Here is a 19872-nt window from a genome sequence, read left to right on the forward strand (position 1 = left end):
TCCAGGCCGGGGCGCCGACGTCGCGGAAATGGACAGAGCAGGACTTAAGATGTCAAAGTATATCCCTTATATTCTGTTCACGGTCTTCACCAATGCGGCCGCGCAGGTGATGCTGAAATACGGGATGATGCAGCTCGGGCCGCTGAGCTTCGCCGGCGTCAATCCGATCCTGAAGATCCTGCAGATCGTGTTCAGCCCCTTCGTGTTCCTCGGCCTGTGCACCTTCGTGATCTCGATGGCCTCGCACCTCTTCGTGCTCTCCAAGGTCGAGCTGTCCTACGCCTATCCCTTCCTGTCGCTCGCCTACGTCGCGGTCGCCGTCATCGCCTATTTCGTCTTCCACGAGGACCTGAACGCGATGCGCGTCGGCGGCATCGCCCTCATCTGCGTCGGCACCTTCTTCATCGCCCAGGGCGGATCGACGATCCACGGCGAAGAGGACGTCGCCGCGCTTTCCAACGCCCGTTCCAACGAGGTCTCCCAGTGAAGCACATCCTTTTCGGCGGCGACGGCTTCGTCGGCCGCCATCTCGCCCAGCGCCTCGTCCAAGACGGCGAACAGGTCGTCGTCGCCGACATCGCGAAGAGCGATCTGCCCCATTACGGCCGCGCCGAGTTCCTGCAGACGGACGTGACCGACAGGGACGCCGTCGCCCGCGTGCCGATCGCGCCCGGCGACATGGTCTACAACCTCTCGGCCAAGATGCTCTCGCCGCTGCAGGTGCGCGCCAAGCGCCACGACTTCTTCTTCCCCGTGAACTACCACGGCACCGTCAACATCATCGAGGCCATGGACAGGGCCGGCGCGCGCGACCTCGTCCACTTCACCACCGACATGATCTACGGCCACACCGTGGTGACGCCGATGACCGAGGACCACCCGGTCGCCCCGCTCGGCGAATACGGTCTCTCCAAGCTGAAGACAGAGGAACTGGCCGCCGAGTGGCGCGAGAAGGGCATGAACATCTCGCTCTTCCGCCCGCGCCTCATCATCGGCCCGGGCCGGCTCGGCATCCTGGAGAAGCTCTTCAAGCTGATCGACGCCAACCTGCCGGTGCCGATGATCGGGTCGGGCCGCAATCCCTACCAGTTCATCTCCGTCTTCGACTGTGCCGAGGCCGCGCGCCTCGCCTGGAAGGCGGGCGTTCCGAACGAGGCCTACAATCTCGGCTCGCTGAACCCGCCGCCGGTGAGGAAGCTTCTCGGCGACCTCGTGCGCCATGCGGGCTCCAAATCGCTGCTGATCCCCACGCCCGCCTGGGCGGTGAAGAAGACGCTCGATCTCTTCGACGCGCTGAACATGCCCATCATGGACCCCGAGCAGTATCTCATCGCCGACGAGGAATGCGTGCTCGACGTCTCCAAGGGCGCCCGCCAGCTCGGCTGGGTCCCGAAATACCGGGACGAGGACATGCTGATCGCCGCCTATAGCGAGTACCGCGCCAAGCGCACCGGCAAGACCGCTCCGCGCGGCTTCGCCCAGCCGGCCGAATAAGGATAGATCCGATGCTCGACCGTCCCACCCTCGCAGCCCCCGCGCTCGACACCTATCGCGGCCCCGTGAAGCCGGCGCTCCTCACCGTCGAGGAGGCCAAGGCCCTCGACGTCGCCACGATGGCGGACCTGTTCAAGGCCCATATCAACCCCGGCCAGTTCCATTTCATGAAGCTGCTCGGCTTCCACAAGATCAAGGTCGAGCGTGCCGAGGGCATGTACTACATCGACCAGAACGGCCGGAAGATCCTCGACTTCTTCGGCGGCTTCGGCTCGCTCGCCTTCGGCCACAACCACCCGAAGATCGTGGCGGCCCGCCAGCGCTTCCAGGACGAGAAGCGCCACGAGATCGCCATCGCCTTCCTGTCGCAATACGCCTCGGCGCTCGCCAAGAATCTGGCCGCCGTCAGCCCCGGCGAGCTCGACATGGTCTTCCTCGGCTCGTCCGGCTCGGAGGCGATGGAAGCGGCGCTGAAAGTGGCCGAGCGGGCCTCGGGCCGCAAGAACTGCAAGTTCGTGCATGCCGAGAACTCCTTCCACGGGAAGACCAAGGGCGTCCTCTCCATCACGGACTCGCCGCTCTATAAGGGCGAGTTCCGCCTCGTCGGAAACAATTACAAGGTCCCGTTCGGCGACCTCGGGGCGCTGACCCGCGCCGTGGAGAGCGACCCGGAGATCGGCGTCGTGGTTCTGGAGACGATCCAGGGCGGCGGCGGCATCATCGAGGCCTCCACCGAATACTGGCAGGGCGTGCGCGCCCTTTGCGACAAGCACAAGGTGATCTGGATCGCCGACGAGGTGCAGTGCGGCTACGGGCGCTCGGGCACGTTCTACGCCTTCGAGGCGCATGGCGTGGTGCCGGACGTGACCGCGCTCGCCAAGTCGCTCGGCGGCGGCAAGGCGGCGGTCGGCGCGATGATCGCCCGGCGCGACGTCTACATGAAGGCCTATGGCACGCCGAAGACGGCCATGATCCACGCCTTCGCCACGTTCGGCGGCATCGGCGAGGGCTGCGTGACGGCCATCGAGGCGCTGAACGTCCTCTACGACGAGGACCTGATCGGCAATGCCGCGGAGACGGGCGCCTATCTCAAGGAGCGCCTGCAGACGATCGCCGAGAAACATCCGACGATCATCAAGGAGGTGCGCGGGCGCGGCCTGATGGTGGGCCTGGAGTTCCACGACTTCTCGCGCACCCTGCCGCTGGCCCTGCGCCCGATGGTGGCGCTGCTCGACGACAAGCTGAAGGGCTCGCTCTCGGGCTTCATCGGCGCGCTTCTCCTGCGCGACTACGACTGCCTCGTCGCCTTCACCGAGTACAACCGCAACGTCATCCGCCTGGAACCGCCGCTGATCTGCGGCGAGGCGCATGTCGATCAGTTCTGCGACGCGCTGGACGCGCTTCTGTCGCGCGGGATCGTCGGCATCGTGAAGGACTTCGTGAAGTCGCAGATCGCCTGATCGGCGCCTGCGCCCCGCCCGCCTCGCGGGCGGGGCCGTTCGTCCGCGGGCGGTGCCGCGGACCGTTGCCACGCGTGCCGGGAACCGTTCCGATGAGCCTTGCCGATCACCCGACCAGCCCGTTCGACGGGCCCGCGCTGCGCCGACTGGGGCGGGGACTGCGCGAGGCGCTGACGCCGCGCCTCATGCGCGCGGTGTCGATCGGCCTCTTCTGCGCGATGGTGCTCCTGTCCGCCGCCACGGCGATCCTGAAGCCGGAATACAACTGGGACATGGGTCCCTATATCGCGGTGTCGCTGGAGGATCGGATCGCCGATCCCGTGGCGCTCCACGAAGCGGCCTGGAGCGGCATCCGCGCGGCGGCGCCCGCCGGGCAATGGTACACGCTGAGCGCCGGCAATCCCTACAATGCCGATCTGTGGGCGAACCCGCGGCACTTCTTCTCCCAGCTCACCATGTACCGCGTGAAGATCGGCTACACGCAGGCCATCCGGCTCCTCGACCACGTCGTCTCGCCGGTCATGGCCACGATCCTCATCGGCGCCCTCTCGGCGCTCGGCGTCGGCGCGATCGTCCTCTACTGGTCGGTGCGCGGCGGTTTCGCGGAATCGGCCGCCCTGTTCCTGCCGGTCCTCGTCCTGGCCGGCTACTTCAACATGGCGCTGCTCGCGACGCCCGATCTGTTCATGGCCGTGTTCGGCCTCGCCGGGGTCTATCTCGTCGTCCACAACCGGCCCTGGGCCTCGGTGCCCTTCCTTCTCGCCATGTATCTGGTGCGGCCGGACGGGATCATCTTCCTCTTCGCGCTGCTCCTCTCGGCGATCGCTTTCGGCTACGCCCGCCTGCCGATGCTCCTCGCCTTCGTCGCGGCCCTCCTCCTCTACGGGCCGATCGCCCATGCCGCCGGGCATCCCGGCTGGTGGCCGCATTTCTACTTCTCCAACATCCAGCTGCAGAACGACATGACCGGCTTCGCCCCGGCCTTCAGCGTCCTCGACTATCTGCGCGGTGTGGCGCGCGGCCTCTCGGTGGCGCTGCGTCTCAACAACTGGCCGATGCTGATGCTGCTTCTGGCCGGCGGCTGGGTCCTGCTGGCGCTGAACGGACTGGCGCCGTCGCGGCGCGGGACGATGATGCTGGTGGCGCTCGTCCTGTGCTTCCTCGGCAAGTTCGCGACCTTCCCGCTGCCGGACGACCGGGTCTACTTCCTCTTCGTCGCCGCCTTCGCGATGGTGCTCTTCGAAGCCTGGAAGCCGCGCCTCGATTATCGCGGGACGGCGGCGTCGATCGCCTGACGCAGGTGGACCGCGACCGGCCCGGGGCGGCCGGTGCCGGAACTGTGAATTGCAACGATGCAGGTCCCATCGTGAACTTGCGTCCATGTCCAGCGTCCGTCCGTCCCGACACGCCGCATCGATCCTCCTGGCCGCGCTTCTGGCCGCCGGGCCGGCCATGGCGCAGGGCACGCCGCGCGGTCTCGGGACCCTCGGCGCGGGCTCGGGCGAGGGCGGCGTGAAGGTGGATGTCGAACTGGTCCTCGCCGTCGACGTCTCCTGGTCGATGGACCGCTCCGAACAGGAGATCCAGCGCGAGGGCTATGCGGCCGCGTTCCGCTCGCCCGAGGTGCAGAAGGCGATCATGGAGGGCGGTTTCGGCAAGGTCGCCGTGACCTATGTCGAATGGGCGGGGACCTTCTCCCAGTCGATCGTCGTGCCCTGGACCGTGATCTCGTCGAAGGAGAGCGCCGACGCCTTCGCCTACGCGCTGGTGACCGAGGAGCCCGAACGCGAACGGCGAACCTCCATCTCCGCGGCCATCGACTATGTCGTGCCGCTCTTCTCGAACAACGGCTACGACGCGCCCCGGCGGGTCATCGACCTGTCCGGCGACGGGCCCAACAACCAGGGCCGCAGCGTTCTGGAAGCGCGCGACGCGGCCATCGCGCGCGGCATCACCATCAACGGCCTGCCGCTCATGACCTCGGGCGACCGCTATTCGAACTGGGGCTCGATCCCCCATCTCGACCGCTATTACGAGGCCTGCGTGATCGGGGGGCCGCGCGCCTTCATGATTCCGGTGAACGACTGGTCGCAGTTCCCGGAGGCCGTGCGTCGCAAGCTCGTCCTGGAACTCGCCGGCGGCTGGCCCCCGGAAACGGCGCCGGACGCCGACGCCCCCGCGATCGTGCCCGCCCAGGCCGACGCCTCGACCGACTGCCTCGTCGGCGAGCGGCTCTGGAACGAGCGCCAGCGCAAATGGATGGGCGATCAGTAGGATCGCGCCTTCGCCGGCGGCGGCACGGCGGCGCCTTGCCTTCTTGCGGAACCCCGAGACGACCACGCGCTGCCTTCTCGCCGCGAGGAGACGGTCCCGGCAAGGGGATGCGGAACGCTTTGCGTCGAGTGCGGCGTGTCCGAATGCATGTCGGCACGAGGACAGCCGCCCCAGGCCCGGCGTGCGTCACAAGTCATCGGCTAGATATCACAGAATTCCTGTTGCGAAACCGAGCCGCGGTGTTACAAGACGAAGTGGCGCCAGGAGGGGCGCCCCGGTTCGGGAGCCACGCGACATGAAGCGGGAGGATCGCCATCGGCAAATCCTCGACCTGCTCGTGGAGAGCGGGACGGTGGCGCTCGAGAGCCTCGCGCAGCACTGCGCGGTCTCGCGGATGACCATCCACCGCGATCTCGACGACCTCGAGGCGGAGGGCCTGTTGCGCAAGGTGCGCGGCGGGGCGACGATCGAGGCGAGCGGGCAGTTCGAGAGCGACTTCCGCTACCGGGCGCGCGTGGCGGCGGACGAGAAGCGGGCCGTCGCGCGGCGGGCGGCGCAGTTCGTCGAGCCGGGCATGAGCGTGATGATCGACGACGGTTCGACCTCGCAGATGGTCGTGCCCTTTCTCCTCGAGAAGCGGCCGCTGACCGTCATCACCAACAACATGGCGGTGATCGCGGGCCTGCAGATGGAACAGGGCTTCGACCTCATCGCGCTCGGCGGCACCTATTCGCGCAAGTTCAACGGCTTCTTCGGCACGCTGACCGACGCGGCGCTGCGTTCGCTGCGCGCCGATGTCTCGCTCCTGTCGAGTTCGGCGATCGAGGGGCGCACGGCGTTCCACCAGGACCAGGAGGTTCTGGAGGCCAAGCGGGCGATGATCGCCTCTTCGGCGCGGCGCTACCTCCTCGTCGATCACCAGAAGTTCGGGCGCACGGCCCTTCATCTCCTCACCGATCTCGGCGTCTTCGACGCCGTCGTGACGTCCGCGGCGCTCGGGCCGGAGCGGGCCGAGGCGTTGCGCCGGGAGGGGATCAACCTGACATTCGCCGAGGAGAGCGACGCATGACGGACAAGACGCAGGTGTGGATCGGCACCAGCTGGAAGATGAACAAGACGCTCGCCGAGGCGCGGCGCTTCGCCGAAGGCCTCGTGGGCACGTCCGGCGATCCGCGCATCCAGCGCTTCGTCATCCCGCCCTTCACGGCGGTGCGCGAGGTGAAGGCGCTCCTGTCCGGGACCGACGTCATGGTCGGCGCGCAGACCATGCACTGGGCCGACGAGGGCGCCTGGACCGGCGAGATCTCGCCTCTGATGCTGAAGGATTGCGGGCTCGACATGGTCGAGCTCGGCCATTCGGAGCGGCGCGCGCATTTCGGCGAGAGCGACGAGACGGTCGGCCGCAAGACGGAAGCGGCGGTGCGCCACGGGCTCGTGCCGCTCATCTGCATCGGCGAGAGCGCCGAGGACAAGGCGGCGGGCCGCGCCGACGCGGTGCTGCGCGCCGAGGTCGAGGGCGCGCTCGCTCGCCTGTCGGACGATCAGAAGGCGGCGCCGATCCTCCTTGCCTACGAGCCCGTCTGGGCGATCGGAGAGGGCGGCACGCCGGCCTCGCCCGACTATGCCGACGAGCGTCAGGCGCGCATCATCGAGGTGTCGCAGGCCATGGTCGGGCGCCGGCTGCCCTGCCTCTACGGCGGCAGCGTCAATCCCGGCAACGCGGCCGACCTCATCCAGCGCCCGCATATCGACGGGCTGTTCATCGGGCGCTCGGCCTGGACCATCGAGGGCTATCTCGACATCCTGTCGCGCTGCGCCAAGGTCCTCTGAGAAAAGGGAGAAACCCATGAAGATCGCCATCGCGGGAGACAGCGCCGGAGCCCCGCTCGCCAAGGTGCTCGCCGAGCACCTGACCGGCCGGGCCGGGCTCGAGGTCAGCGAAGTCTCGACCCCGCCGTCGGGCTCGGAAGAATATTACGCCAACCTGTCCGAGCGTGTCGCCAACGGCGTGCTCGACGGCACCTACGACCGCGCCATCCTGTGCTGCGGCACCGGCATCGGCGTCTGCCTCTCGGCCAACAAGGTGCCGGGCATCCGCGCCGCGCAGACCCACGACACCTATTCGGCCGAGCGCGCCGCGCTCTCCAACAACGCCCAGATCATCACGATGGGCGCGCGCGTCGTCGGCACGGAACTCGCCAAGAGCATCGCCGAGGCCTTTCTCGCCGCCGAATACGACCCGAACGGCCGTTCGGCCGCCAATGTCGACGCGATCGACGCCCTCGACGCGAAATATCACGGCGCCTGACGGCATCCGTCACGAACGGCCTTTCCCGTCCGCGGGAGAGGCCTCTGGCGCTCGCCTGCGCCTCTACAGGCGCATTCCGTGGCGCTGCACGAGGCGCTGGGTGACGGTCGCGACCTCGCGCGTCGTGCGGTCCGGCGACCAGCCGAGGGCGGCGGCCAGGACGGCGGCGATCGCCTCGATCGTGCGGGCGCTCAGCGTGCCGGTGACGGCGAGCGTCGTGCGGCGCATCACGACGTCTTCCAGATGCAGCACCATCTCGTTTCGCGCGATCCAGTCGATCTCGGCGCAGCTGTGCTCGGGTGCGTCCGGCAGCCGCTCGGCGTCGGTCCAGGCGCCGCGATGGGCCGCGACCGCCTCGGCGGTCGTTCCATAGCGGTCGAGAAGCGTGGCGACGCGCTCGTCGTCCAGACCCGTGCGCCGCGAGACTTGCCCGATCCAGGCCGCGCGCTGCGCCGCGTCGAGGGGAAAGGCCCGTCCGCCGCCGATGGGGAGCTCGCGCGTCGAGCGTGTCCGCGGCCGGTGAAGGCGGGCGAGGATCGTGTCGGCGACCTCTTCGGCGAAGCCGCGAAAGGTCGTCCATTTGCCGCCGACGAGCGAGAGGACCGGAAAGGGGCGGCCTGCGTCGGGTTCGGCGATGGGCGCCGAATGGTCGCGGCTGATGAGGCCGGGCGCGGTGGCGTTCGAGGCCGGCAGCGGCCGGATGCCGCTATAGGCATAGACGATCTGCGAGCGCTCGAAGGCGAGGCCCGGCAGGAGGCGTCCGAGGCAGGCGAGGAAATAGTCGATCTCCTCCGCCTCGCAGCGCACCGTGTCGGGATCGTCGGCGGGAATGTCCGTCGAGCCGACCATGATGCGGCCGAGATAGTCGTAGACGAGGCAGATGCGCCCGTCGTCGGCCTCGAAATAGATCATGCGCCCGGCAAGGCGCCGCCGCAGCTCCTCATGGTCGAGGAGGATATGCGAGCCCTTGGTGCCGCCGATGAGATGCGAGGGCTTCCCGAGAAGGGCGTTGACGCGGTCGATCCAGGGGCCGGCGGCATTGACGACGATGGCCGGACGCACGGCGAAGCGCTCGCCGCTCTCGCGCTCGAAGGTCACCGTGCCGTCCTGGCAGGCGACGAGGTCCGTCCAGTTGCAGGCGGAGGAAAGCGGGCTGTCGGCGAGCCCGTCGCGGACGAGCTCCATCACCAGGCGTTCGGGCGCGGTGACGAGCGCGTCGTAATAGGTGCCCGCCGCCACGATCTGCGGCGTCAGGCCCGGCAGTTCGCGCAGGGCCCGCGCCTTGCCGATCAGGGCGTGGCGCGGCATGACGCGGCTGCGCGCGCCGTAGAAATCGTAGAGCGCAAGGCCGATCTTGACGAGCACCGCGCCGCGCGACCGAGGCGCCGTGGTCGAGCCCAGAAGCGTGCGCAGGGCCGGCCAGAGGCCGCGCGTCCAGGAGAAGATCGGGATCACCGTCTGCAGCGGCTTCACGCAATGGGGCGCGTTGCGCAGGAGGAGGTTCCGCTCCAGCGTCGACTGCGCGACGAGGCCGAACTCGCCGGTCTCCAGATATTTCAGACCGCCATGGATGAGCCGCGAGGGCGCGGCGCTCGTGCCGGCGCTGAAATCGGCCTTGTCCACGAGAAGGCAGGTGAGTCCCTGCGCGCAGAGATCGCGGAAGAGGCCCGCGCCGTTGACGCCGGCCCCGACGACGAGGACGTCGATCGCAGCGCCGTCGCAAGCGCCCGGTTCCCTGGTGCCGTTCGTCGAAAACGCCGGGTCGCTCGTCATCGCGATAGGATCTCCTCGCCCGCGAGGGCCTCGATCTCGGGCCAGTGCGCCGTCAGCACCTGCGCGATGCGCGAATGGAGCGCGAAGCGCCGGTCATAGGCCTGGCTGCGGGCGGCATCGGGCCGGTAGGTGGCGACGGGACGCTCGTCCCCATCGTCGAGCGAGCCCTGCGCGCCGACGCCGACGGCCGCGCAGCGCGCCGCGCCCCAGGCGGCGGCTTCGTCGACGGCGGCGACCCCGACCGGTCGGCCGAGCACGTCGGCGAACATCTGCGCGAAGGCCGGGTTGCGCGAGCCGCCGCCCGTGAGGCGGATCTCGTCGAAGGCGAACCCGTCGGCCAGCGCATCGACATGGACGCGGTGATTGAAGGCGATGCCTTCGAGGACGGCCCGCAGCATGTCGCCGCGATCGTGCCAGCCGTGCAGGCCGAGAAAGCTCGCGCTGGCCGCAGGCCCGTGCGGCGAGCCGAAGAGATAGGGATGGAACAGGAGCGTGGAGGGCCGGGCGAGGGCGGCGTCGATCTCCCGGCCGAGCAGGTCGTGGATCGAGCGCCCCGCAGCGAGCGCCGCCGCCTGTTCGCCGGCGCAGAGCGTGTCGAGGAACCAGTCGTAATTGGCGGTGGAGGCCGGCGAGATCGCCATGGCGTTCCAGCGGCCGGGCGCGACGGCGTTGCGGCAGAACCAGCGTGCGTCGGTGCGGGGCTTGGCCGAGACGGTCTCGTTGATCGAATAGGTGCCGGCGACGATCGCCGCCACGCCCTCGCGGTGGCCGCCGATGCCGAGCGCGGAGGCGGTGACGTCGTGGAGGCCGGCGGCGACCGGTGTGCCGGCCTGAAGCCCGGTCGCGGCGGCGGCCTGCGGTGTGACGGCGCCGACGATCTCGGCGGAATGGGCGATGGGCGCGAGGGCGCCGAAAAGCGTGCCGAGCCCGTAGAGGTCGAGCGCGTCGCGGCTGTAGCCTTGCGTCGCAACGTCGGTGAAGGAGGTGCTGGCCTCGGTGCGGTCGGTGCCGAGCGTGCCGGTGAGGCAGAAGCGCAGCCAGTCCTTGCAGGCCAGGACATGGGCGATGCGCGAGAAGCGTTCGGGCTCGTTCGCGGCGATCCAAGCGAGGAGGGCGGAGGGCGCCGAGGCATGCGGCACCTGCCCCGTGAGGGAAAGGGCGGCCTGCGAGACCCCGGATGTATCGAAGGCTTCGACGATCGGGCCGGCGCGGCTGTCGAGGGAGAGAATGCCGGGCCCGAGCGGCCGGCGGTCGCCATCCAGGAGATAGAGCCCGTCGCCATGGGCGGTGGCGGCGACGCCGAGGATGTCGGAGGCCGGGCGGCCGGAGAGGGCGAGGGCTTGCGCGATGGCCTGCGCGGTGGCGCGCCAGAGCCCGTCCATGTCGCGCTCGACATGGCGCGGGCGGGGGATCGACTGGGGCACGCGGCGGCGGGCGACGGCGAGCTCCGTGCCGTCGATGTCGAAGAGCGCCGCCTTGGTGACGGTCAGGCCGTTGTCGATCCCGAGGAGGCTGGGCATCGCATGTCCGTTCGCAGGCGTTCCGTGGGAGCGGCGGGGCGCCCGAGGGCGCCCCGCTGAAGGCTTACTCGCTGAGGACGAAGGGCGCCGAATACTTGTCGACGTTGTCCTTGGTGATCAGCAGGCAGTCGAAGAGCTGCTTCTCGGTGTCGACGCCGGTCTTGCCGGTCTTGATGAAGCTGTCGGCCTGCTTGACCGCCTCGGCCGAGAAGATCGCGACGGGCTGAAGCACCGTGTACTGCATCTCGCCGGCCTTGACCGCCGCCACCGCGTCGGGCGAGCCGTCGAAGCCGCCGACCTTTACCGCGCTCAGCTTGCCCGCTTCCTTCAGCGCCGCGATGGCGCCGAGCGCCATCTCGTCATTGCCGCTGATGACGCCGTTGATGTCGGGATTGGCCTGCAGGAGGCTCTGCATCTTGTTGTAGCCCTGGGTGCGGTCCCAGTTGGCGACTTCCTGGCCGACCTTCTCGAGATCGGGATACTGCGTCAGCACCGTCTCGTAGCCGTTGGAGCGGGTCTGCGCGTTGTTGTCGGAGGGGGCGCCGAAGAGTTCGACATACTTGCCCTTGTCGCCGATGCTCTCGACCCACTGCTGGGCTCCGAGCGCCGCGCCCTGCGCGTTGTTCGAGACGAGCTGCGCCTTGGCGAGCCCTTCCTTGTTGATCTCGGCATTGACGAGGAAGACGGGGATGCCGGCGCTGACCGCCTTCTGCACCGCGCCCACCGAGCCGTCGGCATTGGCCGGATCGAGGATGATGGCGACCGACTGGTTGGTGATCGCGGTGTCGATCAGGTTGCTCTCGGTGTTCGTGTCGCCCTTGTGGGCCGCGACATTCGCCGTGTAGCCGAGCTTCTCGGCTTCCGCCTTGGCCACCTGACCTTCGGTCAGCCAGTAGGGGTTGGACGGGTCGTTGACGATGATCGAGATCTGCCCGGCCGCGAAGGCGGGGGCGGCGAAGACGGCCATCGTCGCCGCGCAGGCGGCTGCCATCAGGAGGCTCTTGCCCTTGTTGAACATGATCAGTCTCTCTCTCCCATGATTTCCGGTTGATATGCCGGCCTCCCGGCGATGCTTGCGGTCCGCGGCCGGGATCAGGCCCTGGCCGGGGACTGCGAAGGGGTGGATGGCGTGTCCGTCGGCGCCGCGCGCTTGGGGCGCCGTGCGTATTGGACGGAGTTGAGGAGGACGGCCAGCACGATGACCGCGCCGGTGAAGACGGTCTGCCAGTAGGAGGAGACGCCGACGATCACGAGCCCGTCCGACAGGAAGCCGATGACGAAGGCGCCGAGCATGGTGCCGCGCACGTTGCCGCGTCCGCCGGTGAGCGCCGCGCCGCCGATGACGACGGCCGCGATGGCCGTCAGTTCGTAGGTCGTGCCGGCCGTCGGGCCCGCCGAGGTCAGCTGCGAGGAGAGGACGAGGCCCGCGATGGCCGCGCAGATGCCGGAGAGGACGTAGACCGTGATCTGCACGCGTTTCACCGGCACGCCCGAAAGCTCCGCCGCGCGGGCGTTGCCGCCCGTCGAATAGACCCAGCGGCCGAAGGCGGTGCGGTTGAGGAGGAGCGAGCAGACGAGGGCGACGGCGACAAGGACCAGAACGCCGATCGGGATGCCGAACAGGCGGTTGAAGCCGAGCCAGTTGAAGCCGGTATTGCCGAGTTCGGCCCTGCCGCCGAGATTGTTGTAGGTGAGCCCGTCCGTCATCAGGAGCGCGACGCCGCGCGCGACGTAGAGAAGCCCGAGCGTCGCCACGAAGGCCGGCACCTTGAAGAAGGCGATCAGCGTGCCGTTGACGAGGCCGACGAGTGCCCCCATCGCGCAGGTGAGCACGACCACGGCCCAGACCGGCGGGTAGAGGACGACGCCCGCCCATTCGAGCGTGACGCCCTGCATGAGGAAGCCCGCCACGACGCCGGCCAGCCCCAGCGTGGAGCCGACCGAGAGGTCGATGCCGCCGGTGAGGATGACGAGCAGCATGCCGATCGCCAGAAGACCGAAGATCGCCACGTGCGACGACATGATGAGGAAGTTGTTCGTGGAGAGGTAGAAGGGCGACAGGATCGAGAAGATCACGATGATCGCGATCAGCGCGAAGAAGGCGCGGCCTTCCAGAAGCAGGCGGCCGAGGTCGAGGCCGGAGGCGCGCGCCGGGGCGGCGGCCGGCCTGCGGGCGGGGCTTTCGTGGGTCATGGGCGTCTCCGCGATCTTCCTCGTCTTCATGCGACCACCGCCTCACCGGAGGCCGCCATGATCTCTTCCTTGCTGGCGTTCGAGCCGAAGACGGCCGAGATCCGCCCGCGATGCATGACGACGATGCGATGGGCGATCGACAGGCACTCGCCGACTTCGGAGGTGGAATAGACGACCGCCAGCCCGCGCTCGGCGCCCTCGGCGAGGAGCTTGAACACCTCGGCCTTGGCGCCGATGTCGATGCCCCGGCTCGGCTCGTCGAGAAGGACGACGGCCGGTTCCGTCGCCAGCATCTTGCCGATCACGACCTTCTGCTGGTTGCCGCCCGAGAGCGAGCCGATGGCCGCATCGCCGCCGCTCGTCTTGATTTGCACGTCGCGGATGGCTTCGGCGACGAGCCCCTTCTCGCGGCGGCGCGAGGTGAAGAGGCCGCGCGTGAAGGCGCCGATGGAGGCGAGCGACAGGTTCTCGCCGACCGACATGGTCTGCACCAGCCCGTCGCGCTGGCGATCCTCGGGCACGAGGACGAGGCCCGCCGCGATGCGCTCGGCGATGGTGAGACGCGAGATGTCGCGGCCCATCAGGCGCACGCGCCCGCCGCTCGCCTGCACGCGGCCGGCGACGCATTCGAGGAGCTCGGTGCGTCCCGCGCCCATCAGCCCGTAGATGCATACGATCTCGCCGGTACGGACCTCCAGGGAGAGCCGGTCCACCACCGAACGGTCGGTATGGCCCGTGTCGGGCACGCTGACATCCTCGATGGACAAAGCGACCTCGCCCATCGCATGGCCCGTCGGCGGCGAGCCGAGGTCGAAATTCTCGCCGACCATGTTGCGCACGATCCATTCGAGATCGATCTCGGCGCGCGGCGCATAGGCGGTCATCGTGCCGTCGCGCAGCACCACGGCGTGGTCGGTGATCTGCAGCGCTTCTTCCAGGTGGTGGGAGATGTAGACGATCGAGACGCCCCGGCTCTTCAGGTCGCGGATGACGGTGAAGAGCACCTCGACCTCCGAGGCCGAGAGCGCCGAGGTCGGCTCGTCCATGATGAGGATGCGAGAGTTCACCGAGAGGGCGCGGGCGATCTCCACGATCTGCTGCTGGCCGAGGCGCAGGTCCTCGACGGGGGTCAGCGGATCGATGTCCTCCTCCAGCTCCTCCATCAGCCGGCGCGTCTGGCGCTCCTCCTCGGCGAAGTCGACGCCGGTGGCGGTGCGCAGCTCGCGGCCCATGAAGATGTTGTCGCGCACCGAGAGATTCGGCGCGAGGCTGAGTTCCTGATGGATGATGGAGATGCCGCGCTCGCGCGCGGCCGAGGCGGAGTCGAAGACCGTCGGCGCGCCGTCGAGCACGATCTCGCCGGAGGTCGGGCGCATGACGCCGGACAGGATGCGCATGAGCGTGGACTTGCCGGCGCCGTTCTCGCCGAACAGCGTCGTCACCTGGCCGCGATGCACGTCGAAGTTCACGCCCTTCAGGGCGTGGATGTTGCCGAAGGACTTGGCGACGTTGCGCGCCGAGAGCACGACCTCGCCGAGGCCGGCGACGGGGACGGGCGCCACGCTCATTGCACGCTCATCCGCACCGGCGTGACGAGCCAGCTCTTCGGATTGACCAGCTTGAAGACGCCGGTCACCGCGATCGTCTTGCCCGGCAGGGCCGACGGGTCGATGGCCGCGAGCACGTCCTTCTTCATGGCGTTGTTCAGCGCAGCGCCGGCATTCTGGTACTCGATCTGGTTGACGAACTGCCCGAACTGGATCTCGCCCGTGGCGTCGCGGAGGTCCGTGCCGTTGACGGCGGGCCCGGTCTGGACACGCACGGTGAGTTCGGGCGGCAGCCCCTCGACGGCGACCTTGTAGACGCCCGACTTGCCCTCGCCGACCGTGCCGACGAACTTGACCGGGAAGACCGGCCCCGTGCCGGCATCGACGCCGTATTGCTTGGCGGCCGCCGCCTTGTCGGCGGCGATGGCGGCGGCGAGCGTCGGCGCCTCGACGGCGCGCTCCTCGACCTTGGCCCGGACCGTCGGAAAGGTCTGCGTGCCGTAGGTTTCCGGATTGAAGCCGGCGGCCTGCACGTCCTGTTCCGACCCGATCCGCACGACCGTCGTGTCCAGCGCCATGGCGGCGAGAAGGGCGAGGAAAACCGCGCCGCCGAGGCCCGCCTTCAGGGCCGGCGCCATGCGCGTCGCGCCTTTGCGTTGCGCTCTCGTGCTCATGCCGAACCGACCCGTCGCGTGCGTGATGGGGAAAGGGCGCGCGGAGCCGCTGCGAGCGCGGCGCCGCCGGCGCCGTTCGGGCTCCTGCCGGACCGCCGGGGCGGCGCGCCTGCGGTGTGATCGATCATCCCAACCTCCCGAAGAGCCGGGCGCCGGAAAGTCACCTTCCGTCGCCAGCCACCTCAAGCGATGCCCGCCCGTCCATCCCCGGCGGGGGCATCGCGTCCCGTCTCGTCGCGGCCCTTGCGAGCCGGCGATTTCCGTCGACGCGCCGGGGCCCTTCGAGGCCCGCGTCTGCGTCTCAGTAAGGCGATCTTGTTGACAGAATCGGGCAAAATGCAATATTTTTCTTTGAGTGAAAGATATTGCACTGCGAAGAGCGAAGAGGGCGGCGAGGGGATGGCGAAGGGCGGATCGAGGCGGGAGACGGACGACAGTCTCGCCATCCGCGCCGCATGGCTGCACTACGCCGCGGGGATGACGCAGGTGGAGGTGGCCGAGCGGCTCGGTGTCTCCAGCGTCAAGGCCCATCGCCTGATCGCCTCGGCCTACCAGAACGGCGCGGTGAAGGTGTCGATCGTCGGCGACGTCGCCGAATGCGTCGCGCTCGAGAGCGTCATCGCCGACCGCTTCGGCCTCTCCTATTGCGAGGTCGTGCCCGATCTCCACGAGGACGGGCTGCCGCTGCGCGCGCTCGGCGGTTCGGGCGCGGCCTTCCTGTGCCGGGAGATCGAGAGCGCGAAGGGCGGCATCATCGGCTTCGGCCACGGGCGCACGCTGGCCGCCGCCATCGCGGCCATGCCGCGCATCGAGGCCGGCGCGGTGCGTTTCGTCTCGCTACTGGGCGGTCTCACCCGCAACTACATGGCCAACCCGCACGACGTCATGCACAGGCTCGCCGAGCGCACGCAGGCCTCCGCCTTCGTGATGCCGCTGCCCTTCTTCGCCAACACGGTGGGCGACAAGGCCGTGCTGCTCGCCCAGCGCGGCGTCGGCGAGGTGTTCGACCTCGCCACGCGCGCCGACCTGATGGTGGTGGGCATCGGCACGGCGCAGCTCGACGCCCAGCTCGTCGCCTCGCGCATGATCTACGGCGAGGAGATCGAGGAAGTGCGGCAGGGCGGGGGCGTCGGCGAGATGCTCGGCCATTTCTTCGACGCGGCCGGGCAACCGGTCGAGACCTCGCTGACGGCCCGCACCGTCTCGCCGGGCCTCGACCAGCTCAAGGGCAAGCGGATCGTCGCGCTGGCGGGCGGGCGCAGCAAGGTGGAGGGCATCCGCTCGGTGCTGCGCAGCGGCTTCCTGACCGGGCTCATCACCGACGAGCGGACGGCGAACGCGATCATGGGCGGCGAGACGCCCTGACCAAGGCAAGGGTGGAGGCCGTGGGAGGACCGATGACGACAGGCCAATCCAGGACCGCGCGATCCCGGCCGGCAGGCCACGGCCTGTCTGCGCCCTGCGAGGGGCGGGCGCATGGCTGAGCGCCGCGACCTCATCATCGGCATCGATGCCGGGACCTCGGTCGTCAAGGCGGTCGCCTTCGATCTCGCCGGCCGCCAGATCGCCTCGGCCTCGGTTCTCAACCGGTTCACGGAGGGGCCGGACGGCTCGGCCTGCCAGTCGCTGAAGCGCACTTGGCAGGACTGCGCGGCGGCGCTGCGCGATCTCGGGAACCGCGTCGATGGCCTCGCGGCCCGCACGGCGGCGCTCGCCGTGACGGGGCAGGGCGACGGCACCTGGCTGGTCGGACCGGGCGACGCCCCGGTGACGGACGCCTGGCTCTGGCTCGACGCGCGCTCGGCGCCGACGGTGAAGCGCCTGCGCGCCTCCCCGCTCGACCGCGCGCGCTTCGAGGCCACGGGCACGGGGCTGAACACGTGCCAGCAGGGTGCCCAGCTGGCCCATATGGCGGCCGTCATGCCGGAGCTTCTGGACCGCGCGGAGACCGCGCTGCACTGCAAGGACTGGCTCTACCTGAAGCTCACCGGCCTGCGCGCGACCGACCCGTCCGAGGCGAGCTTCACCTTCGGCGACTTTCGCACCCGCGCCTATGACGACACGGTGATCGAGGCGCTCGGCCTCTCGGACCGGCGCTCGCTGCTGCCCCCGATCGTCGACGGGACCGAAGTCACCCATCCGCTGTCGGCGCGGGCGGCGGCCGAGACCGGGCTCCTCGCGGGCACGCCGGTCAGCCTCGGCTATGTCGACATGGTGATGACCGCGCTCGGCGCCGGCGTCCATACCGGCGAGGCGGGCGTCGCCTGCTCGACCGTCGGCTCGACGGGCGTGCACATGCGCGCCGTGCGCGCCGGGGACGTGGCGCTGAACGCCGAAGGCACCGGCTACGTCATCGCGCTGCCGGTGCCCGGCCTCGTCACGCAGGTCCAGACCAACATGGCGGCGACGCTGAACATCGACTGGGCGCTCGGCCTTGCCGGCGATCTCCTGGCCGAGTTCGGGCAGGCGGTCGGCAAGGCCGACCTCGTGGCGCGCATCGAGGGATGGCTTGCCCGCAGCGAACCGGGCGCGCTCCTCTATCACCCGTACATTTCGGCCGGCGAGCGCGGTCCCTTCGTCAATTCCGACGCGCGCGCCGGGTTCGTCGGCCTGTCGAGCGGCCATCGCTTTCCGGACCTCCTGCGCGCCGTCGTGGAAGGGCTCGGCATGGCGACGCGCGACTGCTACGCCGCGATGGGGCCCATGCCCGCCGAACTGCGGCTGACGGGCGGAGCGGCGCGCTCGCGCGCCCTGCGCGGCGTCCTGTCGGCGGCGACCGGCGCGCCGGTGCGCGTCTCGCAGCGCGAGGAGGCGGGCGCGGCGGGCGCGGCGATGATGGCCGCCGTGGCGATCGGCGTTTATCCTTCGATGGAAGACTGCATCGGCGAATGGGTGACGCCGCTCCTCGGCGATCCCGAGGCGCCGGACGCGCGCCTGACCGAAACCTACGAGAGCCTCTACCCCGCCTATATGGCGGCGCGCCGCGCGCTGGAGCCGACCTGGGATCTGATGGCCGTCCGGCGCCTTGCGGCCGTGCGGGCCGATCCCGGCGCCGGCCCAGAGCCGGCCGATCTTGCGTTGGCGGCGCGCGAACCCTTCCGGAGTGAGACGCATGACTGAATGCAACGTGGTCGATCTCGTCGTCATCGGCGGCGGCATCAACGGTGCCGGCATCGCGCGAGACGCGGCGGGGCGGGGCCTGTCGGTGATCCTGTGCGAGAAGGGCGATCTCGCCGAAGGCACCTCGTCGCGCTCGGGCAAGCTGGTGCACGGGGGCTTGCGCTATCTCGAATATTACGAGTTCCGGCTCGTGCGCGAGGCGCTGATCGAGCGCGAGGTGCTCTTGAACGCGGCGAGCCACATCATCTGGCCGATGCGCTTCGTGCTGCCGCACAGCCCCGACGACAGGCCGGCCTGGCTCGTGCGGCTCGGGCTCTTCCTTTACGATCACCTGGGCGGACGCAAACGGCTGCCGGGCACGCGCAGCCTCGATCTGCGGCGCGATCCCGAAGGGGCGCCGATCCTCGACAAATACACGAAGGGTTTCGAATATTCCGACTGCTGGGTCGACGACGCGCGGCTCGTGGTCCTCAACGCCGTCGACGCCGCCCGCCGCGGCGCCGAGGTGCTGACGCGCACCGCCTGCACCAGCGCCCGGCGCGAGAACGGCGCCTGGATGGTGGAGCTCCGGGACGAGGCGACCGGCGAGACGCGCAGCGTGACGGCCAAGGGCATCGTCAACGCCGCCGGCCCCTGGGTCAACGACATCGTGGGCCGCGTCGCCGGGCGCAACAGCCGGCGCAACGTGCGCCTCGTGAAGGGCAGCCACATCATCGTGCCGAAGTTCTGGGAGGGCAATCAGGCCTATCTAGTGCAGAACCACGACAAGCGGGTGATCTTCATCAATCCCTACGAGGGCGACAAGGCGCTGATCGGCACGACCGACATCGCCTACGAGGGGCGCCCCGAGGAGGTGAGCGCGGACGAGGCGGAGATCGACTATCTCCTGAAGGCGGTGAACCGCTACTTCAAGGAGAAGCTGCGGCGCGAGGACGTGCTGGAGACCTTCTCGGGCGTGCGCCCGCTCTTCGACGACGGCAAGGGCAACCCCTCCGCCGTCACGCGCGACTACAGCTTCGATCTCGACGAGGGCGATGGCGCGCCGATGCTGAACATCTATGGCGGCAAGATCACCACCTTCCGCGAACTCTCCGAGCACGCGATCGAGAAGATCGCGACCTTCTATCCCGGCCTGAAGGGCAGCTGGACGGCGAGCGCGACGCTGCCGGGCGGCGATATCGCCAATGCGGACTTCGTCGGCTTCGCCGAGGAGCTGCGCACCGCCTATCCCTGGATGCCGCGCCCCCTGATCCATCAGTTCGGGCGTCTCTACGGCACGATCACGCGCCAGATCGTCGGCGGTGCGACCTCGATCGAAGGGCTCGGCCGGCATTTCGGCGGCCATCTCTACGAGGCCGAGGTGCGCTATCTGGCCGCGAACGAATGGGCGAGGACCGCCGAGGACGTGATGCGCCGCCGCACCAAGAAGGGCCTGCACATGAGCGCCGCCGAGCGGGCCGACTTCACCCGCTGGTTCGACGCCAACCTCGCCGCCGCGATCTGACCGCA

Annotated in this window: 17 protein-coding genes; 11 read left to right on the plus strand and 6 right to left on the minus strand. The window is 69.3% G+C overall.

Annotated features, from left to right (window positions below; genetic code table 11):
• Window positions 1-49 precede the first annotated feature (49 nt).
• The 8 genes from ASG48_RS07185 (at window position 50) to ASG48_RS07220 (ending at window position 7536) form a co-directional block, all read left to right on the plus strand.
• Entirely contained in the window at window positions 50-487 is a 438-nt protein-coding gene (locus ASG48_RS07185) for a transporter (protein ID WP_055847255.1), read from the plus strand.
• Complete coding sequence (locus ASG48_RS07190) at window positions 484-1494, plus strand: NAD(P)-dependent oxidoreductase (protein ID WP_055847256.1); 1011 nt, start codon at window positions 484-486, stop codon at window positions 1492-1494. The genes ASG48_RS07185 and ASG48_RS07190 overlap by 4 nt, the downstream gene beginning before the upstream one ends.
• Before the next feature lie 11 nt (window positions 1495-1505).
• On the plus strand, window positions 1506-2954 hold the full coding sequence (locus tag ASG48_RS07195) for an aspartate aminotransferase family protein (protein ID WP_055847259.1): 1449 nt from the start codon (window positions 1506-1508) through the stop codon (window positions 2952-2954).
• Between the two features lie 92 nt (window positions 2955-3046).
• Window positions 3047-4249 carry a hypothetical protein gene (locus ASG48_RS07200; protein ID WP_055847262.1) on the plus strand — a complete coding sequence of 401 codons (1203 nt, stop codon included), beginning with the start codon at window positions 3047-3049 and terminating at the stop codon, window positions 4247-4249.
• 85 nt (window positions 4250-4334) lie between these two features.
• Window positions 4335-5228: a DUF1194 domain-containing protein gene (locus ASG48_RS07205; RefSeq protein ID WP_055847265.1), complete on the plus strand. Its 894-nt coding sequence runs from the start codon at window positions 4335-4337 to the stop codon at window positions 5226-5228.
• A 295-nt stretch (window positions 5229-5523) separates the two neighbouring features.
• The gene (locus ASG48_RS07210; RefSeq protein ID WP_055847268.1) at window positions 5524-6297 is read left to right on the plus strand and encodes a DeoR/GlpR family DNA-binding transcription regulator; all 774 of its coding nucleotides are present in this window, start codon (window positions 5524-5526) and stop codon (window positions 6295-6297) included.
• Window positions 6294-7058: a triose-phosphate isomerase gene (locus ASG48_RS07215; protein WP_055847271.1), complete on the plus strand. Its 765-nt coding sequence runs from the start codon at window positions 6294-6296 to the stop codon at window positions 7056-7058. Before ASG48_RS07210 ends, ASG48_RS07215 begins: the two co-directional genes overlap by 4 nt.
• Before the next feature lie 16 nt (window positions 7059-7074).
• On the plus strand, window positions 7075-7536 hold the full coding sequence (locus tag ASG48_RS07220; RefSeq protein WP_055847274.1) for an RpiB/LacA/LacB family sugar-phosphate isomerase: 462 nt from the start codon (window positions 7075-7077) through the stop codon (window positions 7534-7536).
• 63 nt (window positions 7537-7599) lie between these two features.
• Here the strand turns inward: ASG48_RS07220 and ASG48_RS07225 are convergent, their stop codons facing one another.
• The 6 genes from ASG48_RS07225 to ASG48_RS07250 form a co-directional block, all read right to left on the minus strand.
• Window positions 7600-9309, minus strand: a complete 1710-nt coding sequence (locus ASG48_RS07225) for a glycerol-3-phosphate dehydrogenase/oxidase (RefSeq protein WP_082529297.1) — start codon at window positions 9307-9309, stop codon at window positions 7600-7602.
• Complete coding sequence (locus tag ASG48_RS07230) at window positions 9306-10829, minus strand: FGGY-family carbohydrate kinase (protein WP_055847276.1); 1524 nt, start codon at window positions 10827-10829, stop codon at window positions 9306-9308. Before ASG48_RS07230 ends, ASG48_RS07225 begins: the two co-directional genes overlap by 4 nt.
• Before the next feature lie 64 nt (window positions 10830-10893).
• Window positions 10894-11847, minus strand: a complete 954-nt coding sequence (locus ASG48_RS07235; RefSeq protein ID WP_055847279.1) for a D-ribose ABC transporter substrate-binding protein — start codon at window positions 11845-11847, stop codon at window positions 10894-10896.
• 74 nt (window positions 11848-11921) lie between these two features.
• Entirely contained in the window at window positions 11922-13022 is a 1101-nt protein-coding gene (locus ASG48_RS07240; RefSeq protein ID WP_055848006.1) for an ABC transporter permease, read from the minus strand.
• Window positions 13023-13048: 26 nt separating this feature from the next.
• Complete coding sequence (locus ASG48_RS07245) at window positions 13049-14590, minus strand: sugar ABC transporter ATP-binding protein (protein ID WP_055847282.1); 1542 nt, start codon at window positions 14588-14590, stop codon at window positions 13049-13051.
• Window positions 14587-15207: a DUF2291 domain-containing protein gene (locus tag ASG48_RS07250; protein WP_244486799.1), complete on the minus strand. Its 621-nt coding sequence runs from the start codon at window positions 15205-15207 to the stop codon at window positions 14587-14589. Before ASG48_RS07250 ends, ASG48_RS07245 begins: the two co-directional genes overlap by 4 nt.
• 435 nt (window positions 15208-15642) lie before the next feature.
• Here ASG48_RS07250 and ASG48_RS07255 point away from each other — a divergent pair, with 435 nt between their 5' ends.
• The 3 genes from ASG48_RS07255 to ASG48_RS07265 all read left to right on the plus strand — a co-directional run bounded on the left by ASG48_RS07255 (window position 15643) and on the right by ASG48_RS07265 (window position 19867).
• On the plus strand, window positions 15643-16608 hold the full coding sequence (locus ASG48_RS07255; protein WP_055847287.1) for a sugar-binding transcriptional regulator: 966 nt from the start codon (window positions 15643-15645) through the stop codon (window positions 16606-16608).
• Between the two features lie 111 nt (window positions 16609-16719).
• The gene (locus tag ASG48_RS07260) at window positions 16720-18363 is read left to right on the plus strand and encodes an FGGY-family carbohydrate kinase (protein ID WP_082529298.1); all 1644 of its coding nucleotides are present in this window, start codon (window positions 16720-16722) and stop codon (window positions 18361-18363) included.
• The gene (locus ASG48_RS07265; RefSeq protein WP_055847290.1) at window positions 18356-19867 is read left to right on the plus strand and encodes a glycerol-3-phosphate dehydrogenase; all 1512 of its coding nucleotides are present in this window, start codon (window positions 18356-18358) and stop codon (window positions 19865-19867) included. Before ASG48_RS07260 ends, ASG48_RS07265 begins: the two co-directional genes overlap by 8 nt.
• The last annotated feature ends 5 nt before the right edge of the window (window positions 19868-19872 follow it).

It is taken from the genome of Aurantimonas sp. Leaf443, assembly GCF_001425575.1.
In the GTDB taxonomy this organism is placed as follows: Bacteria; Pseudomonadota; Alphaproteobacteria; order Rhizobiales; family Rhizobiaceae; genus Leaf443.

What these genes read in the sequence shown, in the direction of transcription:
- ASG48_RS07260 (WP_082529298.1), top strand. Translation starts at nt 16,720, where the DNA reads ATGGCTGAGCGCCGCGACCTCATCATCGGCATCGATGCCGGGACCTCG.
- ASG48_RS07215 (WP_055847271.1), top strand. Translation starts at nt 6,294, where the DNA reads ATGACGGACAAGACGCAGGTGTGGATCGGCACCAGCTGGAAGATGAAC.
- ASG48_RS07185 (WP_055847255.1), top strand. Translation starts at nt 50, where the DNA reads ATGTCAAAGTATATCCCTTATATTCTGTTCACGGTCTTCACCAATGCG.
- ASG48_RS07255 (WP_055847287.1), top strand. Translation starts at nt 15,643, where the DNA reads ATGGCGAAGGGCGGATCGAGGCGGGAGACGGACGACAGTCTCGCCATC.
- ASG48_RS07200 (WP_055847262.1), top strand. Translation starts at nt 3,047, where the DNA reads ATGAGCCTTGCCGATCACCCGACCAGCCCGTTCGACGGGCCCGCGCTG.
- ASG48_RS07250 (WP_244486799.1), bottom strand. Translation starts at nt 15,207, where the DNA reads ATGGCGCCGGCCCTGAAGGCGGGCCTCGGCGGCGCGGTTTTCCTCGCC.
- ASG48_RS07240 (WP_055848006.1), bottom strand. Translation starts at nt 13,022, where the DNA reads ATGACCCACGAAAGCCCCGCCCGCAGGCCGGCCGCCGCCCCGGCGCGC.
- ASG48_RS07195 (WP_055847259.1), top strand. Translation starts at nt 1,506, where the DNA reads ATGCTCGACCGTCCCACCCTCGCAGCCCCCGCGCTCGACACCTATCGC.
- ASG48_RS07205 (WP_055847265.1), top strand. Translation starts at nt 4,335, where the DNA reads ATGTCCAGCGTCCGTCCGTCCCGACACGCCGCATCGATCCTCCTGGCC.
- ASG48_RS07220 (WP_055847274.1), top strand. Translation starts at nt 7,075, where the DNA reads ATGAAGATCGCCATCGCGGGAGACAGCGCCGGAGCCCCGCTCGCCAAG.
- ASG48_RS07245 (WP_055847282.1), bottom strand. Translation starts at nt 14,590, where the DNA reads ATGAGCGTGGCGCCCGTCCCCGTCGCCGGCCTCGGCGAGGTCGTGCTC.
- ASG48_RS07230 (WP_055847276.1), bottom strand. Translation starts at nt 10,829, where the DNA reads ATGCCCAGCCTCCTCGGGATCGACAACGGCCTGACCGTCACCAAGGCG.
- ASG48_RS07235 (WP_055847279.1), bottom strand. Translation starts at nt 11,847, where the DNA reads ATGTTCAACAAGGGCAAGAGCCTCCTGATGGCAGCCGCCTGCGCGGCG.
- ASG48_RS07265 (WP_055847290.1), top strand. Translation starts at nt 18,356, where the DNA reads ATGACTGAATGCAACGTGGTCGATCTCGTCGTCATCGGCGGCGGCATC.
- ASG48_RS07225 (WP_082529297.1), bottom strand. Translation starts at nt 9,309, where the DNA reads ATGACGAGCGACCCGGCGTTTTCGACGAACGGCACCAGGGAACCGGGC.
- ASG48_RS07210 (WP_055847268.1), top strand. Translation starts at nt 5,524, where the DNA reads ATGAAGCGGGAGGATCGCCATCGGCAAATCCTCGACCTGCTCGTGGAG.